General features: G+C 54.4%; 8 protein-coding genes. 4 read left to right on the top strand and 4 right to left on the bottom strand.

Annotated elements, in window-relative coordinates:
* Positions 1-68: 68 nt before the first annotated feature.
* Positions 69-305: a WGR domain-containing protein gene (locus L2Y54_RS09815; protein ID WP_236501688.1), complete on the bottom strand. Its 237-nt coding sequence runs from the start codon at positions 303-305 to the stop codon at positions 69-71.
* A gap of 76 nt (positions 306-381) precedes the next feature.
* On the opposite strand from L2Y54_RS09815, the gene mobH reads away from it, so the two are divergent.
* Together mobH and traD are read left to right on the top strand one after the other, a co-directional pair.
* Positions 382-2,178: a MobH family relaxase gene (gene mobH, locus L2Y54_RS09810; RefSeq protein WP_236501687.1), complete on the top strand. Its 1,797-nt coding sequence runs from the start codon at positions 382-384 to the stop codon at positions 2,176-2,178.
* On the top strand, positions 2,175-4,094 hold the full coding sequence (traD, locus tag L2Y54_RS09805) for a type IV conjugative transfer system coupling protein TraD (protein ID WP_236501686.1): 1,920 nt from the start codon (positions 2,175-2,177) through the stop codon (positions 4,092-4,094). Before mobH ends, traD begins: the two co-directional genes overlap by 4 nt.
* 140 nt (positions 4,095-4,234) lie before the next feature.
* Here the strand turns inward: traD and L2Y54_RS09800 are convergent, their stop codons facing one another.
* Positions 4,235-5,275 (bottom strand): IS5 family transposase, encoded by a 1,041-nt coding sequence (locus L2Y54_RS09800; RefSeq protein WP_236497348.1) that lies wholly within the window; start codon positions 5,273-5,275, stop codon positions 4,235-4,237.
* Between the two features lie 206 nt (positions 5,276-5,481).
* Here L2Y54_RS09800 and L2Y54_RS09795 point away from each other — a divergent pair, with 206 nt between their 5' ends.
* Positions 5,482-6,153 carry an IncC plasmid conjugative DNA transfer DtrJ family protein gene (locus tag L2Y54_RS09795; RefSeq protein WP_236501685.1) on the top strand — a complete coding sequence of 224 codons (672 nt, stop codon included), beginning with the start codon at positions 5,482-5,484 and terminating at the stop codon, positions 6,151-6,153.
* A complete protein-coding gene (locus L2Y54_RS09790; protein ID WP_236501684.1) occupies positions 6,154-7,512 on the top strand; it encodes an ATP-binding protein in 1,359 nt (452 codons plus the stop codon).
* 8 nt (positions 7,513-7,520) lie between these two features.
* On the opposite strand, the gene L2Y54_RS09785 is transcribed toward L2Y54_RS09790, so the two are convergent.
* Both L2Y54_RS09785 and L2Y54_RS09780 read right to left on the bottom strand, forming a co-directional pair.
* On the bottom strand, positions 7,521-10,073 hold the full coding sequence (locus L2Y54_RS09785) for a DNA phosphorothioation-associated putative methyltransferase (RefSeq protein ID WP_236501683.1): 2,553 nt from the start codon (positions 10,071-10,073) through the stop codon (positions 7,521-7,523).
* Entirely contained in the window at positions 10,066-14,568 is a 4,503-nt protein-coding gene (locus tag L2Y54_RS09780) for a hypothetical protein (RefSeq protein WP_236501682.1), read from the bottom strand. Before L2Y54_RS09780 ends, L2Y54_RS09785 begins: the two co-directional genes overlap by 8 nt.
* Positions 14,569-14,579 lie beyond the last annotated feature (11 nt).

Below are 14,579 nucleotides of genomic sequence, written 5' to 3'. Positions count from 1 at the left end.
TACAGCCAAAGCAAATGCCGAACGCACCTTCAAAGCTGTATGCCTTGCTGACCAGGTGCTAGATCATATTACTCACAGACTTTTCGATACCCCCTGCGTACCCGTTCTTTCGCAATTCGGGCAACCCGGCGCTCAGCCTCCCGCCAATCATGCAACAGCTCCACCTTGCAATTCCCCCGTGCCGTATCCAACGATCCCCACGAACGCACCAGACACAACTCCCCAAACAAATCAGGCGCAACCTGCACCCGGTAATACCGGCGCTTGAGCGGGTTTTTCCACAATTGGCTGACAGGCTGTTCCATACCCGTATCCTGACCATAAACCCTGTTGCTTGGCAAGTTTCGGCGCTCCCCAGCACTGCGGACGTAGCGCCAATACTTGCCCATCAGCCGCTGCTTTTGCACCCTTGGCGGACAACAACAACTGCCAAGCCGCCATTCACCGATGCTACCTGCCAGCCTGCTCAACCGCTTCCGCTCCAAACCTGCCGCCAACCCGCCGTTGGCGGTGGTTCCGGCATTGCCTGCCGGGGTCTGGCCAGTGCAGAGCGCCACTGAACTCCTGCAACCCCATGCCAAACTGCTGGCACGCATCCGCGCCTTAGCGGCTGTTTCCGACGACTACTGGCACAATCTCTACCAACCCCTACTCGACAACTTCGCCACCTTCGTCCAGCAAACCCCGGCTTCCGAAGCCCACCATCATTGCTGCCAAGGCGGGATGCTCACCCACAGCCTGCAAGTGATGAAACTGGCACTGGAATCCCGCAAGGGCAAAATGCTGCCACCCGGTGCGGCTGCCGAAGACGTAAACCAACAACAACACGCCTGGACGTATGCCATCGCCAGCGCCGCCTTGCTGCACGACGTGGGCAAGCCATGCAGTGACCAAAAGCTGCGCCTGTGTGGGGCTGATGGGCAAGCGACACCCAGTTACTGGCAACCCCTCCACGGTGCGTTACAGTCCGGCTATTACCGCGTCGAGTTTGTGCGGGAGCGCCAATACCGCACCCACGAACTGTTACCGCCACTCTTGGCACGCCAACTGACCCCAGCGGCGGCACTGTCATGGCTGCAACAGGATTTCCCCGGCGTGTTCAAGGCATGGCTGGGCTACCTCTCCGGGCAGGATGAAGTCGCCGGTATCATGGGGCAAATAGTCACGGAGGCGGATAGGCAATCGGTCGCCGCTGACCTCTCCGGCGGACACCCCCTCCACACCCAACAGATCCCCGCCGCCAAAGCCAAACCCCTGTCACAGCGCTTGCTCACTGGCTTGCGGTTTCTGCTGGACGAACAGCAATTGCCCCTCAACCGCAAAGGCGCTGCCGGGTTCTTCGACGGCGAAGCCCTGTGGCTGGTCAGCAAACGGGTACTGGACGAATTGCGCACCCATCTGGAAAAGGAAGGCCAAACCGGCATCCCCACCCGCAATGACCGGCTGATGGACGAGCTGCAACAGCACAATATCCTCACCCCCACTGCTGCCGGGCAAGCCATCTGGAATGCCGAAATCCGCCTCAGCGACTGGGTGCAAAGCCTCACCTTGCTACAGATTCCGGCTATGCTGCTGTGGACGGATGCCAGCCATTACCCCGAACGGCTGGCAGGCAGCATCACCCCGGCTGGGCAGAAGGTTGAAGAAACCCCTCCTAACCTCCCCTTGTCAGGGGAGGGACAAGAAGAAGATGCCATTGCCGTCCCTCTTGACTCCTCCCCTGACAAGGGGAGGCCGGGAGGGGTTTCTTCCTACCCGGAAACTGTAGCACCAACGCCACCCTCCCCCACACCAGACACCGACGATGCCGGGCAACACTTCCTGCACTGGCTCACCACCGGTCTGCGCACCGGCAAACACAAGCTCAACACCGCTGATGCCCGCCTGCATGTGGTGCGCGAAGGCTTGCTGCTGGTCAGCCCCGCCATCTTCAAGGACTACGATTTGGGCAACTGGGAATACGTGCAGAAACGTTTCAGCAAACTCGGCCTGCACCGCAAACAGGGCAACACCAATATCTGGCGCTACCAGGTCAGCGGGCAAAAGAAACGCGGTGTGGTGCAGGGCATGTTGCTGCCCGACGCACTCGGCGTACTGGGGCTGGGCTACCTGCCTTCCCCCAACAAGGCGCTGTCATTGCCGGAAACGGAAACTAGCAGTAACACGGGGGATTCATGAGCCAGCGCATCTTCGACAACCGCCTGCGTCCGGCGCTGGAACTGTGGGTGGCGGTCATCCTGCTGGTACTCGCCAGTGTCCTGATCCTGTACGCCCCACGGCTGTCACCGTTGCTGCCGGAACTCGCCATCTGGGCGGCATTGCTCCTCATCCCACTGGCACTGTACCGCTTCTATCAGGGCTGGGGCATCCTGCAATACCGCAGCAACCTCAAGCGCCTGCCCACCTACGGGCTGGATGCGGCTGCCATCCCGATGTCACGCCACAAGCTGTTTCTGGGCAAAGGTTTCCAGTGGACGCAAACCCACAGCCAGCGGCTGGTAGAAGCGCGTTCGCCGGATGGGCGTGTCTGGATACAACCCGGCAAGCTGTACCAGTGGGCGCGGGCACTCGAAATCCGCCACGAACACAATCCCCGGATGCAGTGGCTGCTCAACCTGACCCGTTCCCCAGCCGGGTGGAATGTGGTCAAGCCACTGCCCCCGGTCGGTGGCGACCCTGCCCTGCACGGTGTCGGCGTGGAAGACGAACGCGACATCTGGATTGACCTCGGCGACCGAGTGGCACACACACTGGTATTGGGAACCACCCGCGTAGGCAAAACCCGCCTCGCAGAATTGCTGGTGACACAAGACATTCGGCGCGGTGAAATCGTGGTGGTGTTCGACCCCAAGGGCGACACCGAACTGCTGGCGCGGATGTGGGCGGAATGCAAACGTGCCGGGCGGCTGGAACAGTTCCACATCTTCCACCTCGGTTTCCCCGACATTTCCGAACGCTACAACCCGGTGGGCAGTTTCGGGCGCATCACCGAAGTCGCCTCACGGATTGCCGGGCAACTCCCCGGTTCCGGCAACTCTGCCACTTTCAAGGAATTCGCCTGGCGTTTCACCAATATCGTCTCCAACGCGCTGGTAGCACTGGGACGGCGACCGGATTACACCGCCATTGCCCGCTATGTCACCAATATCGAACCGCTGATGATGGAGTATTACGCCTTCTGGTTTGACCGCGAAGGCATTGAAAACTGGCGCGAACAGGTCAACACCATCGCCCAGAACATTGACCCCAAGACCCTGACCATGGCGCTCAAAAGCCGCGACTTCAAAGCAATTGCCTACACCCAATTGGCAAAAAGCCGCGACTTGTATGACCCGGTAGCGGATGGGCTACGGTCAGCCTTCGAGTACGACAAGACCTATTTCGATAAGCTCACCGCCTCACTGTTGCCCTTGCTGGAAAAGCTCACCTCCGGCAAGTCCGGCGAACTGCTCGCCCCGGATTATGCTGACCGCCATGACCCGCGTCCGATTCTGGACTGGATGGAAGTGATCCGCGCAAAAGGCGTGGTCTACGTCGGGCTGGATGCGCTCTCGGATGCGGAAGTCGCAGGTGCGGTGGGCAATTCAATGTTTGCCGACCTCACCTCCATCGCCGGGCAACTCTACAAGCACGGCGACAACTTGGGCTTGCCAGAAATGCCGGGGCATCGGCGGGCGAAAATCGCCATCCATGCCGACGAATTCAACGAACTGGTGGGCAATGAGTTCATCCCGCTGCTCAACAAGGCCGGTGGTTCCGGGGTACAGGTCACGGCCTACACCCAAACTGCGTCCGACATCGAAGCCGGGATAGGTGAGAAACCCAAAGCGGGGCAAATCGTCGGCAACCTCAATACCCTGATCATGCTGCGGGTGAAAAACGAAGAAACGGCGGCGGTGCTGACCGACCAATTGGCGAAGGTGCGCATCTACACCAAGACCGCGCAATCCGCTGCTACGGACAATAACGACCCGGATTCCAGCGTGGATTTCACTGCCAGCAATTCCGACCGCATCACCGAAGCAGAAGCCGACATCCTTACCCCGGCGGATTTGGTGCAATTACCCAAGGGGCAAGCCTTCGGGAACCTCTAAAAACCCGGCGTATTGCAACGGTTAGCGTTGGCCTATCGGCATTTTGTTAAAAAAACACCAACCCATCTCAATTTTTAGCACACCAAGCCACAATCAGGTTGTTTTTCCGCATTTTTGCTGTTTTTTCGGGAATTTCTCCATCAAATGGGCACAACTCCGCCCTCTCTGAGCGAACAGAGCCGACGCAGGTTATACACGGTTGCTTTGATGCTGAGGCCGAATACTGCCCGTGCCAACCCAATGCTGCGGATGGCTTTGCCACCCATCGCACAGATTGACCCAAACACATGCTCAACCCGTGCGCGGGGTCTGGCGATGCGGGTGTTGCGGCGTTTCTGGCAGTCGGATTGCGGCTTGCCTTTCTTGGCTTTGTGCTGGATGTGTAACCGCCAGCTACCTTGGTTGAGGCGTTGTTCACGGGATTGGTCTTCATAACCTTTGTCCGCCCATACGTCACGGCTGGTGTTGGCTCGGTCAAGCACCGCTTCAAAATGGTTGGTGTCATGCTCTTTGGCGGTGCTGATGTGGCGTTTGCGGATGAGTTTGTATTTCCGATCGGCACTGATACTGAGTTTGTAGCCGTGGTAGCTTTTGCCGTGTTTTTTCGTCCAGCTTGCTTCCGTATCCTTTTGGCGACGTTGGGCAGGTGTCCAGCCAGCGGGTGTTGCCGCTTGTTCCAACAGCGCTTTTTCTTCTTTGTGGAAATGTTGTTTAGGGGCTTCCACCAGCGTGGCATCGACGATTTGACCACCACGGGCAATAAAACCGTGTTGTTGTAATTGCCGTTGGACGGCATCAAACAGGGCATCCGCACCACCTGCCGCACTGATCCGTTCACGGAATACCCACAAGGTATTGGCATCCGGGATCGTGCTGGAATGACGCAGGCCACAAAACCGTTGGAACGACAGCCGGTCAAGCAATTGGTATTCCAATGCCTCGTCCGACAGGTTGTACAGGTGTTGCAACACCAAGACCCGTACCATCAGTTCCGTTGGGTAGGGTGGACGGCCTCCTCGCTTGTCACTTGGGCGTGGGGCGATGTGGTCGATTTCTGCTGCCAAGGCGACAAAGTTGACGTGCTGGTTCAGCGTGGACAGCAGGTCGCCCTTGCGGTCGAGTTTCTGTTCACGCTCTTCGGCGGCAAACAGACTGGTTTTGATGGCACTTTTCTTGGGCATGGCTAGTAACGGGGCGGTGGCTCAGATGAGCATTTTCTCACATTTGTGTGGGTATCAGTGGGTTTTTAGAGGTTCCCCTTCGCGCTGCTGGATGGTGGCAAGCTGTTCAAGCTGCGCTTACCGTTGGCGGGGACTGACCCGCTATTGCCCAAGGATATGCAAGCCATTATCCGCTGGGTCAAGGAAACCCGTGGGGAGGATGTCTGATGGAAAAGGTCACGGGACTGTTGTGGTACGTGAAGTGGTTCATGTTGGTTTTCCTGCTGGCACTGCTGGTGGACATGGTGTACGTGTTCTGGCCTTGGCCTGCGGTACGGGGTGTGGCGGTGTTCCAGCACAATCTGGCGGCGGAAAGCCAGATCATTGCCAAACTTTCAAACCCACAAGGGCTTGCCTTCATCAAGACGGTGCAGGCATGGGTGTACCAGCCCACTTTTGTATGGTCGGGTTTGCATGATTTTCTGGTGTTAGGTGCAGAGCCAACAGCGGCGGTGATTACCGGGAGTGGTCGTGACTTTGGGCAAGGGTTGGCACACGGTTTCTGGCAACAACTACAAACGGCTTATATCGGCGTATTGCTGTTTGCCCAACGGCTGGCGGTGCTGGCACTGTCTGCGCCGTTGTTTGGGGTGGTGATGCTAGCGGCGGCGACCGATGGGTTACTGGGCTGGTACAAACGCCGTACCAGTGTCGGGCGCGAATCCGGGCTGATTTACCATGTTGCCAAGCACGGCTTCAGTAACACCTTGCGTGGCGTTTGGGTGCTGTACCTGTTGCCGCCCATCGTGATTGACCCACACTGGGTGATCCCCCCTGCCCTGTTATTGGTGGCACTGGCAACCCGCTTGGCTGTCGGCTATTTCAAAAAGTACCTGTAGATGAAGCACTACCTGGGGAAGTCCGAATACCACTTGCGCCAAAAGCAGCAGGATTACCCGGTCAACTACGAGCCGGACAAGCTGATCAATGCGCATTTGCTGGTATGCGGGATGAGCGGCACAGGCAAGTCCTTCCAGTCCAGCCGCTTGTTGGGCAGTGCGGCACAGGCAGGCATTGAGGTGGATGTGTTTGATGTGCATGACGAGTTGGAACGCATCCCCGGCGTAACGGCTTGCCGTTATTCGCAGGCTACCGGCTATGGCTATAACCCGTTGGAACTGGATACCGACCCACACACGGGCGGGGTCAACCGCCAAACCGAATACTTGGTAGGTTTGCTGCGGGAGGCGTCCCCGCAACTGGGGGTGAGGCAGGAAATGGTGCTGCGCAACCTGTTGCTGGACACTTACGCGCTGGCGGGCATTTACCCCGATAACCCGCCGTCGTGGCAGCGGGACAGCATCACCGAAGCGCAACGCAAGCAACTGACCGATGCCCGCAACTGGGCAGCCTTAAAGCAGTATTACCCCACACTGGATGACCTCAAAAGCTACGGGCGGCGCAAGCTCACCGCGCTGAACATTGGTGGCGACAACCCGTGCATCAGTGCGCTGGAACAGCTTACCCGCCAGTACAAACGCCTCACTACCTTGCAAGGCAAATACGCCAAAGCTAGCAGTGACGATGAATTGGATAAGCTGGGGAAACAGGTCAACACCAGCAAAGAGCATTGCACCAGCAGCTATGCCGAGTTCATTGCCGCCATGCAGACCGGGCGGGAGCTGGAGGATATGCTCAAGTACGATTCGGCGGATACCCTTGCCAGCGTATTGCAACGGCTGGAACTGCTCAACTCGGCGGGGATATTCCGCGCCAACCCGCCACCGTTTGGCAACGCCCAAGCACGGGTACACCAGATCAAGTCATTGAGCACGGAACAGCAGGTGTTGTTTGTGAAGTTGCGGCTGCGTGCCATCTTTGAGCGCCACAAACAAGCCGGGGCAACCCGCAGTGGCACGGAATTGCGCCACGTCATTTTTCTGGATGAAGCGCACAAGTTTTTCAGCAAGGATGACGATGACATTATCAATGTGATTGCGCGGGAAGCGCGAAAGTTTGGGATTGGGCTGTGGTGTGCCAGCCAAAGCCCGACGGATTTCCCGGACAGTTTCCTGACCAATGTGGGGTCTACGCTGATTTTGGGGTTGCATGGTAGCCACTGGCAGCGGGCAACCAGCAAGTTGCGGATTAGTGTGGAGACGCTGAAGCATATCAGGCCGAAGCAGGTGGTGGCGGTACAGTTGAGGAAGGATGGGATGGCTGATCCGCCATTTGGGAATGTGGTGGTGGGCAATTGAAAGCAGAACTACCGTCGTACAAACGGAACCAGCCTGCCCGAAGAACCCACCCGCATCTCAACAAACTCACCCTTCTTTTCCGGGCCGTAACTGACATGCACGGGTTTGTCGCTGCCGTAAAAATACAGCCGGTCAAACGGGGTGTTCTCCGCTAACCATTCCGCCACTTCCAGCATATCTTCATCGTCAACAATGAAATCGACGGCTGCGCCTAAACGAGGGCAAATAGGGTTGCCCAAACGGTTCAATTCATAGGCGGCGTGTTGATCCAGTTTTGGGGCAATGCAACCCGGAATCTCCTTTGCCAAGGCAGCAGAGCAGAAACCGTAAGTGAGGCGGATCATGCCGAAGTAATCAATCACTGGCTCAAGGATTGCCGTTACCAAATCATGGAGTGCGGTATAGCTGTCAGGTTGCTGGGGCAGATTGCTCATTCTGGTACGTTGCCAGGTTTCACCACACTCTATCAACGAGCGATAAGTGAAATGCTGCCCGCAAGGTTCATCCAGCTCAGGAATCCGGCGACTGCGGATTAATTGCAGCCCGTCAATTTCCCACCGTGCGGCTGCCAGCTTTTCCCGGAAAACGTGTGGCTTTGGGCCATAACCGGCAAAGTTGAACAAACCCAACGCCTGAAGTTTTTCGTCAAACTCAAGCTGTTCGGCATAGCCGGGTAAATCTTCATTCAGGTAACGTGACTTCAAATACAAATAGGTGGGTTCGTAGTCTTCACCGTAGCTGAAGTAGTCGAAATCCAGCGTCCTGAACTTTATTTTCACGCGCTCCAGTAATCGCGGTATGGCACTCCCGCTAAAGTCGTCATAACGCATCAGGCTGAGCTTGCCGCTTTCGATGTGTATTTTGACCAAATCAGCTTGGGAAATGTCGCCGTACAAAATGACTGCACAGCCAATGTAAGTACGCAACAAGGGTGACAAGCGTTCAACCTGGTCACTGGGCAAAGATAAGGCGTGTTCTTCATCGTAGTAACCAATACCCTGTTCGGCAGCCGCTTGGCAATCTGCTTCGATGGCTTTGCTGTTACCCAATTGGAATAACAATGCCCTGCCCTGCTCCAGTGCCTGAAGGTAGTTGCCAAAAAACGCCTTAATATCGAGCTGGAGAGTAGCATCCAATCGGCTGTAAGGTTTCCGGCGGCTAAAGGTGTACAACGCAAAGTAAACCAGCAGGTCATTCATGCGGTTCTGGCGAGCGCGAGCTAACAAGTCAGCATCTGTCTCGCTGACCACAAAGTGCAATGCCTTGGAAACCGATCCAAAGGCGTTGGTCAGTTCAACCAGATCATCGACTTCGCTCTTGTGGGGTTGGCGACCCAAGAGCAGCCAACGGTTGCGTAATGGCTCGATAGCTTCCAGTCTGGCCTGATATTTCTGATCGCGGACAGAAATGCGCGGTTCTGGTGCAGGTCTTTGGGTTAAACGTAATAAGTTAGCTCGACTGCGTTGCCGACCTAACAGGAAACGTTGTTCTGCTTCACTATCCTGGAAAACAAAGAAAATCCCCGGCCCGATAGGAATGGCATCGGCTGATAGAATCTCGTCAATGAAGGCTTTCAGTTCGCCTTGTGAGTAGTATTTCTGGAAGGTATTGTGGGCAGTCAGCACCCCGTCTTGATACTGCTGTCCCTTGAACGAATTTTGGTTATAGAGCATTGCTGAGACAACCAGCAATTCCTCTGCAAGCGCAAATGCACCCGCCAAAGCATCAGCCCGTTCCTCAATATTTTCGATGACATTGATGACGAAGCCCAAATTGACAATGTGTGCCGTTTTCTTGGGTTGGTCGGGAGCGAAATGCGGATCCCATCCTGCCGCCTCAAGCTGGTTAGCAAGCAGGTTGCGAACATCGTCACCTTTGCCGCACCCGTAGTCAAAAATGGACTTCTGTCCATCCAGGAACCCGAAACGGGCAAGTGCCTGCATGGGGGCTGAGAGGTTGTAACGGGTTAAGGCGGTGCGATGCCGCATGACGGTTTGCTCGGCATCGGCGGCAACATCATGATGCCCATCATCAGCATTCGCCTCATTGCCAATGGGAAGGAGCTGATGCCCATCCAGAAAGTAGCCACGCGCCTCAATCAAAGCATTCCATGCCAGCCGGAAACCGATAGTACGGCTGTTTTCAAACAAACCCAGTTGTTCGGCACTTTCGGTTAGCGCCCGATATTCCGGGATGCGCGGATGATCAGACGGAAGAAATAGCTCTTTGCGGTGCAGAATGGGGGGATTGAGCGATTCCGCATAGCTGCGTCGCTTCACCGTTTTCGTGACTAAATCTACCCCCCAACTCCAACCCAACGCAGGGAACGGGTCATCGAAAAAACCGAGGTAATCCAGTAACGACACCGAATCTTCGGTTTGGGCAAACTTGATAATATTGAAGTCTTTGCCTGCCACCGCTCCCGCAATATTCTCTGCTTCCGCCACCAAACGCTGGACAGCGGAAGGCTGCAAAACAGTCATGGTATGATGCCAATACGTATGAAAGCCAACCTGCTTGCCCAAAAGGCTCTGGTGAGATTTGCTGCCTGTATCAGGCATCCTGTTGCTCCATCAGGCGCTGCGAAAGTAGTAGGACTAATTTACGTTGGGCTCTCACTGGCAACCTCTCAATGCGTGCAATGATTTCATCCATGCTCATCTGATCAAGATGCGCGGTCAGTTGGGTTTCAATAGGTTGCAATACTGACAATTCATCTGGCTTGGCATCGTCTGGCGGGTTTCGTAATGACTTTAACCACTGCTCAGTTTCAGGTCTGGACAAAACCTCAATATTTTGCAAACTCAGAAATTGTGCAAGCCAAACCTTTACCTGCTTGCTGCGGGCATCCTCTTCCAGTTCAGTACGGCGTTGGCTAACCAGGTGGAGTATTTCGGCAACCTTTTCCTGATCCTTTTCCGCCAAATAACCGGGCGCGGCCTGAAGCTCCCTTTCAAGGCTAGCACAACGGTTTCTATCCAGATCAGCAACCTGCGGCAATAATCCTAGCCTGGGGGCAAGCCAGTCTGCTGAACGCTTGCGTGCAACCTCAATACGTTCGCTAGCAATAGCCTGATACACTGCTGCCATTTCCCATGCGGGGTCAATTTCTTGTTCTTGCAGGTAAGCATCAAGTTCTGCCAGTTGTCCCAGCGTCTGGTGTTGCAGTAATGCTTCCAGACGCTCCACACCCACATCTTGACATTCCCATGCAGATACATCGGCACGAATACGTTCCAGTTGTGCTTTCAGGTCTTGTACTTCCTGTGCATCCGGTGTTCCCACAAAGATGTTCTGCAAACGCTTTACCCGAACCAGTGTTTCTTCTAATTCAGCCTGACTGGTGATGGATTGCGCAAAGATTTTCCCAAACGCATCGGTATGTCGGCGTACTGCTTCCCGTAGCCGGGTCTGGCGGTGTTGGATAGCTGTTACACGCGAATTTATTTCATCCTGTTTTAGCACCGGGTGGGTTTGGCGAATGCCTTCAATCAAGGCATCACCCGTCGCTATTTCGTCACGCAGTGTGCGTACTGGTGTTGAGTCGGTTGGGTCTGGTTGGAGAGGGTAATCATTACTCCGGTCAAGGATAGCCCGGTGTTTCTCCCGCTCTTCGATTTGGGCAACACTTTCCCGTGCCAAGTTTTCGAGTTTTTGAGACTCGGCAGCAAAACCCAGGTGTTTAAGGCTTGCCACGGCCTTTTCCATGCGTTGATTGTATTCACCAACTTGAAGGATGCTGTTACAACCTTGCCGAGGAAGCCAAGCGGCAATCCGTTGGGCAACAAATTCTTTCACTAATGCCAACAGTTTCTGACTATCCTCATGCATTTTGGCAGGCCAACAGCCTTCTTCCACAAAAACAGCTTGTTGTCGTAGTAGCTGAGAACCAGCCTTTAATAAATATCCGACATTAGCCTGCCTTTCTGCGTGTTCGATGTCGCGTTCCCACTGATCCAGTTTTTTCTGTGCCGCATGTACTTGTTCCAGCACCTTGTCTGCCCGATCAAGCAGAACACGGTAAAGTCCTTCCATTGATTCAGGCAAAGGTTCAACTTTTCGGGTTTTATCAACCTGATCAGTAAGGCGAATAATGACCTCATATTGCTGCTCTGCTTCCCATTGGTTCAACAGTTGCCGCCAACGTCCTGCTGCATCTGCGGATAGGAAACGCACAGCACTTTTTCCAAGTACAGTCTGATCAAGAAAGTGTTTACCTTTTTGGGCAGGAAAAGCATCAGTCAACCAATCCCCTGCTGCCACCATCTGATGATTGTATTCAATTCGACGTGGCGGTGTTTCCAACCCCAAGAACAAACCGAGCAACAATCCAGCAGAAGCGGCATTCATACCATAGGGAGGTGCAAGCAGCATCTGGAATGACTGCAATAAGGTTTGGCTGGGATTATCCTGATGCAGCTTCACCAGGTGTTCATAAGCAATTTTGGCCTGTGGATTGGAGGGGTCTGCTAGTTGCCCCGATGTTCGCAAGCTACCCCAGCCCTGGTTAAGCAGCGTTGTTACCCGATTTTGCAGCTTTCTGGGTTGAGCCTGTATCCATGCACCATTTACCTGTCGGGAAACCAGACTACGGGTCAATTGCGCACAATCCGCCGCTCCTGCACCGGCTGAACTCGCAAAACCATCAAATGGAAACGGCACTGTTTGTGGATAGACCGCATCAAACACAGCTTCACCCACATGCTTCAAACGACCTGCTGGAATACTGGAAAATCCCGCAATCCAGAACAAACGCTGCTTGATGACATCCTGAACAGCTTCTTTAATCGCCCGATCACTACGGTCTTTTTCTTCAGGGACAAAACGGCGGAAGCGTTCCTTGTCTGCCTCAGTAATTTTTTCATCAAACAAATAGAGTCGACCGAGATGTTCCGCCAGACTTGCGGACGTATCACTCAACCCAATGATCCAAACCGGGGCTTTGTTTGCTGCTGCGTTTTTTAGTTCTTTTTGCAGAACCGCATTTACCTTGGCATCCAGTACACTCACATCCTCGTTAGGCTGAATGTAAAGATAAATGACATTGCCTTTCGGGTCTGTCGGTAAGGATGCTTTTTTCCAGTCATGGAAAGCTCCCGCGACCACTTTATCTATATTCTGGCTGTGGGCAAGATGCGGCTTGAACTGCCAATCGGGTGTGGAAATCTGTTTGTGTTGTGCAAAATCGGGGACGGAAAGGGTCGTTTCCAAGCCCATATCCAATGCACCACGCCGCATGAACAACTCGCGGATACTATCACTATTAAGCTTGGCTTGTTGTTGCCGCAACCATTGTTGGAACTGCCCGCGTGTTGAAGCATCCGCAATCAGCTCATACTGCCCCAGATCACGATTCCACTCGATAGCCCCCAACTCTTGGCTTAAACTGATCAAAGCACGGTCAAGTTGTTGTAACGGCAGCGCACATGCTTCAGCTAATAGCCGGTTCATACGTTCCTGATCCAGCTTGCCGACGCGCATCCTTTCCAGAATAGCCACCCCAGCTAATGCTAGCCGCTGGTCAGCATTCAAATGTGCCTGAAACTTTTCTAGCAGCAGTTGCAGTGTTTCCGCAACGACACCGCCTGTTTCACGTTCGGCGGCAATCATTTCCGGCAACATGCTTTGCAGCACCAGTTCAGCAGCACTGACCTGACGCAAACGTCCCGCTATTAATGCATCTTCAGATGCAATGCGTTCGACCATTTCCTTAATGAAGGTCAACGCCGAACGGGACTGCACCACATCCCTTTGACGGGTCAGGAACCACGTCGCCAATGGATGCAAAGGCCAACACCCTTGCGCAATCACACGGGAGAATTTTTCCGGGTCTGTCCAGACAGGAAAGCGTACATAGCCGGGTAAGGCATGGCTCATTAACTGCCGGGCTGTTTCATTGCTGCGTTGGGAGGCGGTATCCTGCCAAACCCCATCCAATACAGCCTGTTTTTTGCCAATCATGTGCGCAAACAGGGTTTCCAGATTGGTGGACAGATACCACTTCTGGGCAGAATCAAACCGGGTGATATAACGCTGCAATTGCCGCAAATCGGCACTACCAAAGCGTTTCAAGTAAGCTTTCAGTTCATACTGAATGAAACCGACAAACCGAATCTTGTTGCTATTGTCCTGCACACCCTGAAAGACTTGTTGTAAGGCTGCATCCCCAGCAAGCAACGGCTTTTCCGCCGCATACTCCAGATAACGCCCAAACTCATCGAACATAATCACAACATTGGAAAAAGCACCTTCCGGGCCGCAGTACACTTCACACAAGGTATTCAGCAATTCCTGGGCGGATTCCTGTCCAACAACGGGTATATGTGAACCATTGGTCTCGCTATACAGTTCGTCAACGGCGGTGTAAACATCTTCGTTATTGTTGCGCAAATGGGCGTAAATGGCCTCTGCACTCATTCCCGGCAAGCGCTCTGCAAACCGGGTGGTACGGAAGGCATAGTTACGCTCGACGAATTGTTCTGCGAGCTGGAAACGGGGCGATAACGCCAGAATAGCGCCGGTATCGACACCATGCTGTTGTAACTGGGAAAGGGTGGCTTGTGTCAGGGCATTGCCAAGATGAAAACCTGACATGCCATCCAGCGTGATGACTAATGCGGGACGCTCCAAAGCATCAATAGCTTGCTGAACTTTCAGACCAAGCTCTTCATCTGCCTTGGTGATATTGGCAATAATCGACTGGGCAGTTGCTGAGGTTGGTTCAGCCAGCAAGGTGGCACAGGTCAATGCAAGGTGAGATTTACCAGAACCATAGCCTGCGACCACCAGCCAGTAAGGGTTGTGTTCTTCTCCATGCAAACCACCCTGAATGGAGCCAAGCAGCTCATGCACGAAACTGGCACTGTCTTTTAGCCTGTAGCCACCTGCAATACCATCCGTTTCTGCATCGGCAGCACCATGATAACGCGGACCATGAAACACGAAGGCGTTGGCAGCCTGTTTTGCCTGTTCAGGCCGATCACTGACCCAACGTAGTTGTACTGCGCCGTCAAAAAAGTTTTCGCTATGAAAACTAACCAAGTCCCCAATTTTCATGTCCCTGCCCC

This window comes from Thiothrix winogradskyi (assembly GCF_021650935.1).
Taxonomy (GTDB): domain Bacteria; phylum Pseudomonadota; class Gammaproteobacteria; order Thiotrichales; family Thiotrichaceae; genus Thiothrix; species Thiothrix winogradskyi.
The sequence above is the reverse complement of the archived record's forward strand: the minus strand, read 5'-3'. Positions and strand labels throughout refer to the sequence as shown.